Here is a 13268-nt window from a genome sequence, read left to right on the forward strand (position 1 = left end):
GTGCGCCTGTCTCCTTGGGACCGAGGGAACACACCGAAACGGACTATGCTCCGGTTACATGAATGACCGTAACATAAACGGAGCGCGATCCGTTTCGGCGGACGCGGAGCCCCGCGCGCCACGGGCGGACGCGGCCCGCAACCGCGACCAGTTGCTCGCGGTGGCGACCCGCGTGTTCATGTCGGCCGACGCCGAACCGTCGATGCGGGCGATCGCCCGCGAGGCCGGGGTCGGGATCGCCACGCTCTACCGGCACTTCCCGACCCGCGAGTCGCTGGTCGACGCGGTCTACCAGGATCAGGTCGTACGACTGACGACCGGTGCCCGCGAGCTGCTCGGTCAGCTGCCCCCGGCCGCGGCGATGCGGCGCTGGACGGACTTGTTCGGCGACTGGATCGCGACCAAGAACGGCATGCTCGACACGCTCCTCGCGATGATCGAGTCGGGCGAGATCACCCATGCGCGGACCCGGACCGAGCTGCTGACGGCCATCACGACGATGCTCGACGCGGGCAGTGCGGCGGGCGACCTCCGTTCCGATGTCACCGCCGAGGACATCGCCGCCGCCCTCATCGGCATCTTCACCGTGGCCCCCCGGCCCGGGCGCGCGGCCAAGGCCGGCCGCCTGCTGGACCTGCTGATGGACGGCCTGTCGCCCGCCGCCCGGCCGAGCCGCGCCGAAGACTGAGTCGGCGTCAGCCGTGTCGGCGTGCCGCGCCGAAGACCGACCGGGTCAACCGCGGCGGCGTGCCGCACCGAAGGGATCGCGGGACCCCGGGCCGGCCCCCACTGCCGACCCGGGGTCCCGCGATGGTGCCGATCACCGCACGTCGACGGTGATCTTCCACCCCGCGATGGCATGGCAGGACATGACACCGGGGGTGGCGCCGGGGCAGGCGCGCCGGAACCCGCTCAGTTCGGCGGTGCCCACCCGCGCGCCTCGGTAGACGCCGGGAGAGATCTCGGAGAGGGCGGCGCCCCGCTCGCCGGGCGGCCGGTCGCCGGGGGCGGTGGCGACCCGCAGGGTGCTGCCGACACTCAGGCAGACCTCGCGGCCTTCGGCCCCGCCGCCGGGCGTGACCGTGACGTCACCGCAGACCGGCCGGGTGCTGCTGTCGCTCGGATCGGGCGACCCGACACGTACGCCGCTCGCGCTTCCGCAACCGGCCACCAGCAGTACGGCGGCGGCAGCGGCGAATGTCCGAGCGCGCATCGTGTCCTCCTCCGGTGGCCGGTTCGGGGTCCGGTCATGGATGGGACGCAGCCGGACGCCACCGGGTTCCCTCCCGCCCGGAGGGTCCGGGGGCGCCGTCGGGAAGCCGGCGCGGGCCGCCTCGGGGAATCGGGGCCCAGGCGCGCTCGGGGTTCGCTCAGCGCTCGGTGATGCGGCCGTCGGCGACCTCGACGCGGCGGGTCGTGTGCACGGCGTCCAGCATCCGCCGGTCGTGGGTGACCAGCAGCAGCGTGCCCTCGTACGCGGCCAGCGCCGCTTCGAGCTGTTCGATCGCGGGCAGGTCGAGGTGGTTGGTCGGCTCGTCGAGGACCAGGAGATTGACGCCGCGGGCCTGGAGCAGCGCCAGCGCGGCGCGGGTGCGCTCGCCGGGCGAGAGGGTCGCGGCGGGGCGCAGCACATGGGCGGCCTTGAGGCCGAATTTGGCGAGAAGCGTACGGATCTCGGCCGGATCCATGTCGGGCGCCGGGGCGCGGAAGGCGTCGAGGAGCGGTTCCTGCCCGCGGAAGAGGCCGCGGGCCTGGTCGACCTCGCCGACCAGGACGCCGGGGCCGAGCGCGCTGTGGCCCTCGTCCAGCGGGAGGCGGCCGAGCAGCGCGGCGAGCAGGGTGGACTTGCCCGAGCCGTTGGCGCCGGTGATGGCCACCCGGTCGGCCCAGTCGATCTGGAGGTCGACCGGCCCGAAGGCGAAGTCGCCGCGGCGCACGCGGGCGCCGCGCAGGGTGGCCACCACGGCGCCGGAGCGGGGCGCGGCGGCGATCTCCATCCGCAGTTCCCACTCCTTGCGCGGCTCCTCGACCACGTCCAGGCGCTCGATCATCCGGTCGGTCTGCCGGGCCTTGGCGGCCTGCTTCTCGCTGCCCTCGGCGCGCGCCTTGCGGGCGATCTTGTCGTGGTCGGGCGCCTTGCGCATGGCGTTCCTGACGCCCTTGTCCATCCAGCCGCGCTGCATCCGCGCCCGCGCTTCGAGTCCGGCCTTGGTGTCGGCGTACTCGTCGTACTCCTCGCGGGCGTGCCGCCGGGCCGTCTCGCGTTCCTCCAGATAGGCGGTGTAGCCACCCCCGAAGGTGCTGACCTGCTGCTGGGCGAGGTCCAGCTCCACCACGCGGGTGACGGTGCGGGTGAGGAATTCGCGGTCGTGGCTGACCAGGACCGTACCGGCGCGCAGGCCGCCGACGAATTTCTCCAGCCGTTCCAGGCCGTCGAGGTCGAGGTCGTTGGTGGGCTCGTCCAGCAGGAAGACGTCGTAGCGGCTGAGCAGCAGCGAGGCGAGTCCCGCGCGGGCGGCCTGGCCGCCGGAGAGCGAGAACATCGGCTGGTCCAGGTCGACGCCGAGGCCGAGCGAGGCGGCGGCCTCCTCGGCGCGTTCGTCCAGGTCGGCGCCGCCGAGCGCCAGCCAGCGGTCGAGTCCGGTCGCGTACGCGTCGTCGGCGCCCGGGGCCTCGTCCACCAGCGCCTGGGTGGCGGCGTCCAGGGCCGCCTGGGCGGCGGTGACCCCGGTGCGGCGGCTCAGGAACTCCCGCACGCTCTCCCCGCCCGGCAGCCGCTCGGGCTCCTGCGGCAGATGCCCGACGGTGGCGGTGGCCGGGCTGAGCCGCAGCGTCCCGTCCTCGGGCGTGTCGAGCCCGGCGAGCAGCCGCAGCAGCGTGGACTTGCCCGCGCCGTTGGCGCCGACCAGACCGATGACGTCGCCGGGGGCGACGACCAGGTCCAGGCCGGAGAACAGGACACGGTCGCCGTGTCCGGCGGCGAGATTCTTGGCGACGAGAGTGGCACTCATAAGAGAGCGGAGTTTATCGGGTGCGACGGGAGGCGGGCGAAGGGCTTTCACGGCGGGCGGCGGAGGCTTGCCCTCCGGTCGGCTGAGGGCTTGCCTCCGGTCGGGCCAAGGGCTGTCGCCGGGTCTCGCCGTGCCGCCGGGTCCGGCTCGACGCGAGGTGGGTGGCCGGTGCAGCCATATTGGCTGGTTGCCTTCTTACGCCGCCTTAACCTACGGTTGCGTAACTTACGTAGGCGTAGGTGCGAATCTCCGCTGCACCCGCAGGCCGTGCGTAGGTGCCCGTGGATCCGTCCGCGGCGCCGTACGACCGACCGATCGCATGTCGCGTACGTACGTCCGTACGATCCGTACAGCCCGTGCGGGTCCCGTACACCCCCGTCCCATGTCCGTCCCCTCTCCCGTCCCCAGGAGCCCCCGTGACCTTGACCTCGCCCGACCGTGCCCAACCCGACGTCTGGAGCGACGCGACGCTGCTCTACGCGCTGGAGGAGGTCGTCGAGCGGGAGCTCAACCGGCACCTCGGCGTGGCCAAGGAGTGGATGCCCCACGAGTACGTGCCGTGGAGCGACGGCCGCAATTTCGACGGAATAATGGGGGGCGAAGCCTGGGCCCCCGAGCAGTCCAAGGTCACGGACGTCGGCCGGATCTCCCTCGTGGTCAATCTGCTCACCGAGGACAATCTGCCCAGCTACCACCACGAGATCGCGACACTCTTCGGCCGTGACGGCGCCTGGGGCACCTGGGTGCACCGCTGGACCGCCGAGGAGGGCCGGCACGCGATCGTCATGCGCGACTACCTGCTGACCAGCCGCGCCGTCGACCCGGTCGAGCTGGAACGGTTCCGCATGCAGCACATGTCGGAGGGCTTCGAGCACGACCACCGGCACAGCATGGTCCACTCCGTGGCGTACGTCGCCTTCCAGGAGCTGGCCACCCGCGTCTCGCACCGCAACACCGGACACCAGTCGGGTGACCCCGTGTGCGACCGGATGCTCGCCAGGATCGCCACCGACGAGAACCTGCACATGGTCTTCTACCGGAATCTCCTGGCCGCCGCCCTCGAGCTCGCTCCCGACCTCGCCATGCGGGCCATCCGTGACGTCGTCGTCGAATTCCGCATGCCGGGACACGGCATGCCCGGCTTCGAGCGGGCCGCCGCCCGCATGGCCATCGGCGGCATCTACAACCTCCGCATCCACCACGACGACGTCCTCCAGCCCGTCCTGCGCCACCTCAAGGTCCTCGAGATCTCCGGTCTCGGCCCCGAGGGCCTCCAGGCCCAGCAGGAGCTCGGCCTCTTCATGGGCGGCCTCAACGAACAGGCCACCCGCTTCGACGAGCGCCGCGAAGCCCTTCTCGCCCGCCGCGCCGCCCGCGCCTAATCCCCTTCGGGCCGCGCCCCTACGACGTCCACCTCCCGAAGGTGGGCGCTCTGGGGGCGCGGCCCCACGCGATTGTCTTACCGAGGTCGGTACGCCCGATCTTTTAGGGGGCGCGGGGAACGGCGCGACCAGCCACGACGGTGGCGCGGCCTCAGAACCGGCCCCAGCGGGGCAGTTGCCGTGGGTTCTCGGGCCGCAGGCCCGGCGGGGCCCGGTCGCGCAGTTCCTCGCACCCCCGACGGGACCCGGCTCCCGAGCCGTGCGGGCCCTGGACGGCACGCCCGGTCTTTTCAGGGGCGCGGGGAACGGCGCGACCAGCCAGGGACGACGTGCACTTCACCACCGCCCCCAGCGGGGCACCGGCTGTCGCAGGGACACCGACCCAGTGGGGGCGGGAAACAATCATGCACGCATGCTTGATTGTTGCGGGCCCCGCCTGCCACCCTCATGGCCATGGCCGATCCGCAGTCCGTCCGTACCGTCCTGGCCGATCTGAGAGCGGAGAGCGACGCGCTCGACGACGTGGTGGCCGGGCTGGAGCCCGAGCAGTGGGCGAGGCCGACACCGGCCGAAGGCTGGACCGTTGCGCACCAGATCGCACATCTGGCCTGGACGGACGCCCAGGCGCTGCTGGCGGTCAAGGACGCGGAGGCGTTCGCCCGCGAGGTCGGCGACGCGGCGGCGCGGCTGGACGCGTACGTGGAGGACGGCGCCCGGGAGGGCGCGATCCTGCCGCCGCCGGAGCTGCTGGAGAAGTGGCGGTCGGGCAGAGCCCGGCTCTGGGCGACCCTGACCGGCGAACCGCCGGGCAGCCGCTTCCCCTGGTACGGACCGCCGATGAGCACGGCGTCGATGGCGACGGGCCGCCTGATGGAGACATGGGCCCACGGCGAGGACATCGCCGACGCGCTCGGCGTCGAGCGCCCACCGACCCACCGCCTGTGGCACGTCGCCCGAATCGCCTTCAGGGCACGGGACTTCGCCTTCGCGGTGCACGGCCGCACCCCGCCCGGCACGGAATTCCGCCTCGAACTGACGGCGCCCGACGGCGCCTTGTGGACCTTCGGCCCGGACGACGCCGAGCAGCGCGTGACCGGCCCCGCACTGGACTTCTGCCTGCTGGCGGTGCGGCGCAGGCACCGCGACGACGTGGCGGTACGGGCCCAAGGCCCGGACGTGGACGCGTGGTTGTCGATCGTGCAGGCATTCGCGGGCCCGCCGGGCAAGGGACGGCCGCCGCGCGGCGGCGCGGAGGGGAGCACGTCATGACGCAGGTCGACATACGCGGAGCGGACTTCGCCGAGCGGCGGACCGCGATGCTGGAACGGCTGGCCGAGGTCGAGGCGGGGCACGCCGCCGCGCTGGCCGGTGGCGGCGAGAAGTACCAGGAGCGGCACCGGAATCGCGGCAAGCTGCTGGCACGGGAGCGGATCGAGCTGCTGCTCGACCCGGACACACCGTTCCTCGAACTGTCCCCGCTGGCCGGCTGGGGCAGCGACTTCGCGGTGGGCGCCTCCCTCGTGACCGGCATCGGCGTGGTCGAGGGCGTGGAGTGCCTGATCACGGCCAACGACCCGACGGTGCGCGGCGGCGCCAGCAACCCGTGGACGCTGAAGAAGGCGCTGCGGGCGAACGAGATCGCCTTCGCCAACCGCCTGCCGGTGATCAGCCTGGTGGAGTCGGGCGGCGCGGACCTGCCCAGCCAGAAGGAGATCTTCATCCCCGGCGGCGCCCTCTTCCGCGACCTGACGCGGCTGTCGGCGGCCGGAATCCCCACGGTGGCCGTGGTGTTCGGCAATTCGACGGCGGGCGGCGCGTACATCCCGGGCATGTCCGACCACGTCATCATGGTCAAGGAGCGGTCCAAGGTCTTCCTCGGCGGGCCGCCCCTGGTGAAGATGGCGACCGGCGAGGAGAGCGACGACGAATCGCTCGGCGGCGCCGACATGCACGCCCGGCGCTCCGGCCTGGCCGACTACTTCGCACTGGACGAGCCGGACGCGCTGCGTACCGCCCGGCGCGTCGTCGCCCGCCTCAACTGGCGTAAATCCGGGCCCGATCCGCGTCCTGACCCGCTGCCCCCCGCGTACGACGAGGAGGAGCTGCTGGGCATCGTGCCCGGCGATCTGCGCACCCCCTTCGACCCCCGCGAGGTCATCGCGCGGATCACGGACGCCTCGGCCTTCGACGAGTTCAAGCCGCTCTACGGGCCCAGCCTGGCCACCGGCTGGGCGGAGGTGCACGGCTATCCGGTCGGAATCCTCGCCAACGCGCGGGGCGTGCTGTTCAGCGAGGAGTCGCAGAAGGCGGCGCAGTTCATCCAACTCGCCAACCAGCGCGACATTCCGCTGCTCTTCCTGCACAACACCACCGGCTACATGGTGGGCCGCGAGTACGAGCAGGGCGGCATCATCAAGCACGGCGCGATGATGATCAACGCGGTCGCCAACTCGCGCGTCCCGCACATCTCGGTGCTGATCGGGGCGAGTTACGGCGCCGGGCACTACGGGATGTGCGGCCGGGCCTTCGATCCGCGGTTCCTCTTCGCGTGGCCGAGCGCCAAGTCCGCGGTGATGGGTCCCGCGCAGCTCGCCGGGGTGCTGTCCATCGTGGCCCGGCAGTCGGCGGCGGCGAAGGGCCGTCCCTACGACGAGGAGGGCGACGCCGCGCTGCGGGCGATGGTGGAGCAGCAGATCGAGGCCGAGTCGCTGCCGATGTTCCTGTCGGGACGGCTCTACGACGACGGCGTGATCGACCCGCGCGACACCCGTACGGTGCTCGGCCTGTGCCTTTCCGCCGTCCATGGCGCGCCGATCGAGGGCGCCAGGGGCGGCTTCGGCGTCTTCCGGATGTGAGGGGTCCCTTTCCGATGACCGATTCGAGCAGCGCTTCGCCGAGCGGGGACTTCACCGCTGACGGGCAGTCACCTACGGTGCGTCACAAGGACATCGGCTCCGTGCTGGTGGCCAACCGGGGCGAGATCGCGCGCCGCGTCTTCCGTACCTGCCGCACGCTCGGCATCGCCACGGTGGCGGTGTACGCGGACGCCGACGCGGACGCGGCACACGTCGCGGAGGCCGACGCGGCGGTACGGCTGCCGGGGAACGCGCCCGCCGACACGTATCTGCGGGCCGATCTGCTGATCGCGGCGGCGCTCGCGGCGGGCGCGGACGCCGTGCATCCGGGCTATGGATTCCTGTCGGAGAACGCGGAGTTCGCGCGGGCGGTGGAGGCGGCGGGGCTGGTGTGGATCGGTCCGCCGCCGGACGCGGTCGAGGCGATGGGGTCCAAGACGCGGGCCAAGGAGTTGATGGCCGCGGCGGGCGTACCGCTGTTCTCCGCGCTCGATCCGGCGCGGGTCACGGCCGCGGACCTGCCACTGCTGGTGAAGGCGTCCGCGGGCGGCGGCGGTCGCGGCATGCGGGTCGTACGCGAACTGGACGCACTGGAGAGCGAGTTGGCCGCCGCGAGGTCGGAGGCCGCAGCCGCCTTCGGTGACGGCGAGGTGTTCGTCGAGCCGTACGCGGAGGGCGCCAGGCACGTCGAGGTGCAGGTGCTGGCGGACGCGCACGGCACGGTGTGGGTGCTGGGCGAGCGCGACTGTTCGCTCCAGCGGCGGCACCAGAAGGTGATCGAGGAGACCCCGGCCCCGGGTCTGGGCGACGAGGTGCGCCGTACGCTGCACGAGTCCGCCGCCCGCGCGGCGCGCTCGATCGGCTACACGGGCGCGGGCACCGTGGAGTTCCTGGTCGCGCGGGACGGGCGTCCGTACTTCCTGGAGATGAACACCCGTCTCCAGGTGGAGCATCCGGTCACCGAGTGCGTCACCGGGCTCGACCTCGTGGCGCTCCAGATCCGTGTCGCCGAGGGGGCCGCGCTGCCGCCCTCGCCCCCGCGGCCGCACGGCCACGCGGTGGAGGCCAGGCTCTACGCGGAGGACCCGGCCCGCGGCTGGCAGCCGCAGCCGGGCGCGCTGCATCTGTTCGAACTGCCGGGCGTGGACGCCGAATTCGCCGTGACGCCGGGGCTCGACGCGGGGTTGCGGCTGGACGCGGGGGTGAGCGGCGGCGAGACGATCGGCGTCCACTACGACCCGATGCTCGCCAAGGTGATCGCCTGGGCGCCGACCCGCGCCGAGGCCGTACGCCGTCTCGCGTACGCGTTGGAGCGGGCCCGGCTGCACGGCCCCGTCACCAACCGCGACCTGCTCGTACGGGTGCTGCGGCACCCGGACTTCGCCGCCGCGCGGCTGGACACCGGCTTCCTGGAGCGCCGCCTGGACGCGCTCATCGGGGCGTCGGGGGCGACCACGGACGCGCCGGGGCCGGCCGACGGGGACGGCGGCCCCGTGCGGTTCGCGGCGTTGGCCGCCGCGCTCGCCGACGCGGCCGGGCGTACGTCGGCGCGCGGGCCGGTGCCGGTCCGGCTCGGCGGGTGGCGGAACGTTCCGTCGCAGCCGCAGGTGAAACGCTTCCGCAGCGAGCCGGACGGCCGGGAGTACGAGGTCGGTTACCGGCTCGGCCGCGCCGGTCTGGAGGCGACCGGCGCCGACGGTATCCGGCTGGTGTCGGCGTCGGCCCGGCGTGTCGTCCTCGACATCGACGGGGTGCGGCGGGTGTTCGACGTCGCCGCTTACGCCGAACGGGTGTTCGTCGATTCCCCGTTCGTGTCATGCGCTTTGACCGCTCTGCCCCGCTTCACCGCCCCGGAGGATCTGACGCCGCAGGGTTCGCTGCTTGCGCCGATGCCCGGCACGGTCATCCGGATAGGTGAATTCTCACCGGGCGACCGGGTCGAAAAAGGCCGCCCGCTGCTCTGGCTCGAAGCGATGAAGATGGAACACGTGATCGCCGCTCCCGCCACCGGGACACTCACGGAGCTCACCGCCGAGGTCGGCCGACAGGTCGACGTCGGCGCCGTACTCGCCGTCGTCAAGGAGGAAACCACGCCATGAGCACCGTTCAGGGAACCTTCGACAGCGCCTTGCTGGAAAGCGACGAGCGGCGCGCCCTGCGCAAGGCCGTCGGGGACCTCGCCCGCCGCTACGGTCGTGAATATTTCTCGGCCACCGTACGTGCGGGCAAGCACACCGACGAGTTGTGGCAGGAGGCGGGCGGCCTCGGATACCTCGGGGTCAACCTGCCTGAGGAGTACGGCGGCGGGGGCGGCGGTCTGGCGGAACTGTCCATCGTGCTGGAGGAGTTGGGGGCGGCTGGCTGCCCGCTGCTGCTGCTCGTCGTCTCCCCCGCGATCTGCGGCACGGTCATCGCCCGCTTCGGCACCGACGAGCAGAAGCGGCGCTGGCTGCCGGGGATCGCCGACGGCTCGCTGCGGATGGCCTTCGGCATCACCGAACCGGACGCCGGGTCCAACTCGCACCGCATCACCACCACCGCGCGGCGCGACCCCGACACCGGCGGGTGGCGGCTGACCGGCCGGAAGGTCTTCATATCCGGTGTCGACATCGCCGACGCCACACTGATCGTCGGCCGCACCGAGGACGCCCGCACCGGCAAGCTCAAGCCCTGCCTGTTCATCGTGGACCGGGAGACACCGGGCTTCGAATTCCGGCAGATCGAGATGGAGTTGGCCGCGCCCGAGAAGCAGTTCCAGCTCTTCCTCGACGATGTCGCACTACCTGCGGAAGCGCTCGTCGGCGACGAGGACGCCGGGCTGCTCCAGCTCTTCGCGGGGCTCAACCCGGAGCGGATCATGACCGCCGCCTTCTCCATCGGGATGGGCCGCTACGCCCTGGACAAGGCGGTCGAGTACGCCAAGTCCCGGCAGGTGTGGCAGGCTCCCATCGGCTCCCACCAGGCGATAGCGCACCCGCTCGCCCAGGCCCACATCGAGCTGGAACTGGCCCGGTTGATGATGCAGAAGGCCGCCTACCTCTACGACGCGGGCGACGACATGGGCGCGGGCGAGGCCGCGAACATGGCGAAGTACGCGGCGGCCGAAGCCGGCGCCAAGGCCGTCGACCAGGCCGTGCACACCCTCGGCGGCAACGGCCTCACCGCCGAGTACGGTCTCGCCTCGCTGCTGACCGCGTCCCGTGTCGGCCGGATAGCCCCGGTCAGCCGGGAGATGATCCTCAACTTCGTCTCGCACCACACACTAGGACTGCCGAAGTCCTACTGACGACACACCGCCGAGGAGGCGCCCGTGACCACCGCACCACTTCGCACCCGCGCCGCAACGCCCTTCCGCGCGGTCGCGCAGACCAGGGAGGGCGCCGCCGCCCGCACCGAACGGCCGGACTCGTCATGGACCTGGTGACCGACCGCTCCCCCAAACAGGACCGCAGCCGCGCCACCCGTCGGCGGATACTGGAGGCCGCCGTCTCGTGCCTCGCCGAGCACGGCTGGTCGGGCAGCACCGTCGCCGTGGTGTGCGCCCGCGCCGGTGTCTCCAGAGGGGCGGCCCAGCACCACTTCCGCACTCGCGAGGAGCTGTTCACCGCGGCCATCGCGCACATGGCCGAGGAGTGGGTCGCCGCCGTCAGAGAGCGCGCCCTGGCCCTCCCCCGCGCGGGCCAGGACCGCACCTACGCCGTCGTCGACATGCTCGTCGCGGTCCACACCGGCCCGCTGTTCCGGGCCGCTCTCCACCTGTGGGTGGCCGCCTCCGACGAGGAACAGCTCCGCCCCGGCGTCGCCGCGCTGGAGTCCCGGATCGGCCGCGAGGCCCACCGCCTGGCGGTCGAATTCCTCGACGCCGACGAATCCCTGCCCGGCGTCAGGGAGACCGTCCAGGCCACCCTCGACATGGCCCGCGGCCTCGGCCTCGCCAACCTCCTCAGCGACGACTCCGCCCGCCGCGCGGGAATCGTCCGCCAGTGGTCCCGCGTCCTCGACACGGTCCTGCGCGAACAGCCCTAGCGGCGGCCGGAGTCGGCGCCCGGCCTGCGGGTGAGGGCGGGATCAGTGCAGGGAGGTGTCGGCGGGTCCCGAGGAGAGGCGGGTGAAGTGGACGCGCAAGCCGGGGCGTTGGGGTGCGCAGCAGAACAGGCCCGCGCGGGCGTCGGCGGCGGGGTCGAGCCAGGCCAGGCGGATGGTGCGCCAGGGGTCGTCGGCGCGGCGGGCGCGGACGGTCACGGCGTCGCCCGAGCGGCTGACCCGGACGGTCACCTCCTGGCCCGCCCAGTCCGGGACCGGGGCGAGGGACCAGTCGGAGGTGCCGTGGGTGACGACGGCGCCGACCTGGGGCGAACCGTCGGAGATCTCGACGCCCGCCTTGATCCAGGACTCGGCGTCGACGCGCACCAGGACACCGGCCTGGTCGTACAGCTCGGTGAAGTCGGCGACGAAGGTGACCTCGATGGCGGTGCCGGACGGGAAGGGGGTGAGCAGCGCGTGGCCGTCGTCGCGGACGAAGCCGTAGCTGGTGGTGCGCCAGAAGTCGCTGCCCTCGTTGGCGGTGACGTGCAGACCGGTGCTGTCGGCGACGGCCTCGGCGGGCGGGTTGAGCCAGGTCGCGTCGGACCAGGGGATGTCATGGTCGATCGGAGAGGTCACGGAAGTACCGCCATTCGTTGCCACAGGGTCGATAGCCGAGCCACCGGTTGACGGCCAGCATCGCGGCGTTGCCGTCGTCGTTGCTGGTGAACGCCTCGGTGTAGCCCGCGGCGCGGGCTCGGTGCAGGGAGTGGGCCTTGGCGGCCTTGGCCAGTCCGCGGCCCCGGAAGGCCCGGCGGGTGCCGGTGCCCCCCGACCAGTAGCGGTCGTGGCCGTCGGTCTGGACGTTGACGACCGCGGCGACCACACCGTCCACGACGGCGACCGTCGTCAGGTCGTGGTCGTAGTCGGACCGGTCCCAGGAGGTGGCGCGCCAGTCCGCGTAGCCGGGGACGCCGGTGGCGACATCGCCCGGCTCGTCCTCGATGGTCTCGGCGTCGGCCTCGTACACCGGGCGCGGGTCGGCGGCGTAGTCCGACGCGGGGCGCAGCAGCACGCCGGGCGGCAGCGGAGGCACGCCGGGCAGCAGGGCGCCGGGGGTGAGGTCGAGGCGGAGGAAGCTCGCGGACCGGCCGCGCCGGTAGCCGTGCCGGGCGGCGAAGGCGTGCGCCGAGGGCTCGTCGATCGCCCACGCGTAGACGGTGCTCGCCCCGAGGCCGGCGACATGGGACTCGGCGGCGGCCAGCAGGGCGCCGCCGATGCCCCGGCCGCGCTCCCCCGCGCGCACGTTCAGATTGACGAAGGCCATTCCGGGGGTGTCGTTGTCCGCGAAGAGCCCGGCTCTCGCACTGCCGACGATCCGGCCGTCGCCGGTCTCCGCGACGAGCATCAGGAAGCGTGTTTTCTCGGGTGCGTCGGTGACCTGCGCGTGCACGGTCCGCGCGGTCGTCACCATGTACGGGACGGTCTCGCGGCCCACGGCGGCGGCGGCTTCGGCGTCCGCCGGACCGTACTGTCTGATGATCACCGTCACGGTCCCGCACCCTACGCGGCGCCGCCGCGTACCGCCCCCGAATTTCCGGCCCACCTGGGCAGAGGCTCCCGCCGGGCCCGTCCGAGGTGGATGCTGGAGGTGAGGGAGATGGCACGGATGCGCAGAAGCGGATACGAACCCGTCCAGGCGCGCAGCCCGCTGCGGCTGCGGCTGGGGCTCGCGCTGTGCGGCGTGGTCTGGGGCACCGCGGCGGCCGTGGGCTTCGCGCTCGCCGGTCTGCCGGTCTGGGCCGCGGTGCTGGCCGCCGTCGCGCTGCTGGCCGCGATCGACGCCGTCCTGGTCGTCCGCCGCATGCGGCAGGGCTCGCGCTACCAGCCGAGCCGCACGACCCCGCCGTACCGCCCGGCGGCGCCGCACGCGGGAAAGCACTGAGGCCCGGTCCGGCGACCGCGGGCGCGGGCCCGGGACAAGCGAAAGGGCCCGG

Annotated in this window: 12 protein-coding genes; 8 read left to right on the forward strand and 4 right to left on the reverse strand. The window is 72.9% G+C overall.

Going from position 1 to position 13268, the window contains the following annotated elements; translation table 11 throughout:
• Positions 1 to 58: 58 nt before the first annotated feature.
• Entirely contained in the window at positions 59 to 688 is a 630-nt protein-coding gene (locus ACIOC1_RS20605; RefSeq protein ID WP_401719326.1) for a TetR/AcrR family transcriptional regulator, read from the forward strand.
• 132 nt (positions 689 to 820) lie between these two features.
• Here ACIOC1_RS20605 and ACIOC1_RS20610 read toward each other — a convergent pair whose 3' ends face one another.
• On the reverse strand, positions 821 to 1213 hold the full coding sequence (locus ACIOC1_RS20610) for a hypothetical protein (protein WP_391051392.1): 393 nt from the start codon (positions 1211 to 1213) through the stop codon (positions 821 to 823).
• Positions 1214 to 1370: 157 nt separating this feature from the next.
• The gene (locus ACIOC1_RS20615) at positions 1371 to 3011 is read right to left on the reverse strand and encodes an ATP-binding cassette domain-containing protein (RefSeq protein WP_391119355.1); all 1641 of its coding nucleotides are present in this window, start codon (positions 3009 to 3011) and stop codon (positions 1371 to 1373) included.
• Between the two features lie 416 nt (positions 3012 to 3427).
• On the opposite strand from ACIOC1_RS20615, the gene ACIOC1_RS20620 reads away from it, so the two are divergent.
• The 6 genes from ACIOC1_RS20620 (at position 3428) to ACIOC1_RS20645 (ending at position 11274) form a co-directional block, all read left to right on the forward strand.
• Entirely contained in the window at positions 3428 to 4393 is a 966-nt protein-coding gene (locus ACIOC1_RS20620; protein ID WP_355339410.1) for an acyl-ACP desaturase, read from the forward strand.
• A gap of 453 nt (positions 4394 to 4846) precedes the next feature.
• Positions 4847 to 5662 carry a TIGR03084 family metal-binding protein gene (locus ACIOC1_RS20625; RefSeq protein WP_401855889.1) on the forward strand — a complete coding sequence of 272 codons (816 nt, stop codon included), beginning with the start codon at positions 4847 to 4849 and terminating at the stop codon, positions 5660 to 5662.
• Positions 5659 to 7248: an acyl-CoA carboxylase subunit beta gene (locus ACIOC1_RS20630; RefSeq protein WP_401855891.1), complete on the forward strand. Its 1590-nt coding sequence runs from the start codon at positions 5659 to 5661 to the stop codon at positions 7246 to 7248. Before ACIOC1_RS20625 ends, ACIOC1_RS20630 begins: the two co-directional genes overlap by 4 nt.
• 14 nt (positions 7249 to 7262) lie before the next feature.
• Positions 7263 to 9347: a biotin carboxylase N-terminal domain-containing protein gene (locus ACIOC1_RS20635; RefSeq protein WP_401855893.1), complete on the forward strand. Its 2085-nt coding sequence runs from the start codon at positions 7263 to 7265 to the stop codon at positions 9345 to 9347.
• On the forward strand, positions 9344 to 10534 hold the full coding sequence (locus ACIOC1_RS20640) for an acyl-CoA dehydrogenase family protein (protein ID WP_355339398.1): 1191 nt from the start codon (positions 9344 to 9346) through the stop codon (positions 10532 to 10534). The genes ACIOC1_RS20635 and ACIOC1_RS20640 overlap by 4 nt, the downstream gene beginning before the upstream one ends.
• A 125-nt stretch (positions 10535 to 10659) precedes the next feature.
• Entirely contained in the window at positions 10660 to 11274 is a 615-nt protein-coding gene (locus ACIOC1_RS20645) for a TetR/AcrR family transcriptional regulator (RefSeq protein ID WP_401855896.1), read from the forward strand.
• A gap of 42 nt (positions 11275 to 11316) precedes the next feature.
• On the opposite strand, the gene ACIOC1_RS20650 is transcribed toward ACIOC1_RS20645, so the two are convergent.
• Together ACIOC1_RS20650 and ACIOC1_RS20655 are read right to left on the reverse strand one after the other, a co-directional pair.
• Complete coding sequence (locus tag ACIOC1_RS20650) at positions 11317 to 11910, reverse strand: DUF1349 domain-containing protein (RefSeq protein WP_355339392.1); 594 nt, start codon at positions 11908 to 11910, stop codon at positions 11317 to 11319.
• A complete protein-coding gene (locus ACIOC1_RS20655; RefSeq protein ID WP_401855899.1) occupies positions 11888 to 12823 on the reverse strand; it encodes a GNAT family N-acetyltransferase in 936 nt (311 codons plus the stop codon). Before ACIOC1_RS20655 ends, ACIOC1_RS20650 begins: the two co-directional genes overlap by 23 nt.
• A gap of 117 nt (positions 12824 to 12940) precedes the next feature.
• Between ACIOC1_RS20655 and ACIOC1_RS20660 the strand changes: the two genes are divergently transcribed.
• Positions 12941 to 13216, forward strand: a complete 276-nt coding sequence (locus ACIOC1_RS20660; protein WP_355339386.1) for a DUF6343 family protein — start codon at positions 12941 to 12943, stop codon at positions 13214 to 13216.
• Positions 13217 to 13268: the final 52 nt, after the last annotated feature.

This window comes from Streptomyces sp. NPDC088197 (genome assembly GCF_044741185.1).
Taxonomy (GTDB): domain Bacteria; phylum Actinomycetota; class Actinomycetes; order Streptomycetales; family Streptomycetaceae; genus Actinacidiphila.

Excerpts from the sequence above, each read along its gene's own strand:
- ACIOC1_RS20605 (WP_401719326.1), top strand. The coding sequence starts at position 59 with ATGAATGACCGTAACATAAACGGAGCGCGATCCGTTTCGGCGGACGCG.
- ACIOC1_RS20610 (WP_391051392.1), bottom strand. The coding sequence starts at position 1,213 with ATGCGCGCTCGGACATTCGCCGCTGCCGCCGCCGTACTGCTGGTGGCC.
- ACIOC1_RS20615 (WP_391119355.1), bottom strand. The coding sequence starts at position 3,011 with ATGAGTGCCACTCTCGTCGCCAAGAATCTCGCCGCCGGACACGGCGAC.
- ACIOC1_RS20625 (WP_401855889.1), top strand. The coding sequence starts at position 4,847 with ATGGCCGATCCGCAGTCCGTCCGTACCGTCCTGGCCGATCTGAGAGCG.
- ACIOC1_RS20630 (WP_401855891.1), top strand. The coding sequence starts at position 5,659 with ATGACGCAGGTCGACATACGCGGAGCGGACTTCGCCGAGCGGCGGACC.
- ACIOC1_RS20635 (WP_401855893.1), top strand. The coding sequence starts at position 7,263 with ATGACCGATTCGAGCAGCGCTTCGCCGAGCGGGGACTTCACCGCTGAC.
- ACIOC1_RS20640 (WP_355339398.1), top strand. The coding sequence starts at position 9,344 with ATGAGCACCGTTCAGGGAACCTTCGACAGCGCCTTGCTGGAAAGCGAC.
- ACIOC1_RS20645 (WP_401855896.1), top strand. The coding sequence starts at position 10,660 with ATGGACCTGGTGACCGACCGCTCCCCCAAACAGGACCGCAGCCGCGCC.
- ACIOC1_RS20660 (WP_355339386.1), top strand. The coding sequence starts at position 12,941 with ATGCGCAGAAGCGGATACGAACCCGTCCAGGCGCGCAGCCCGCTGCGG.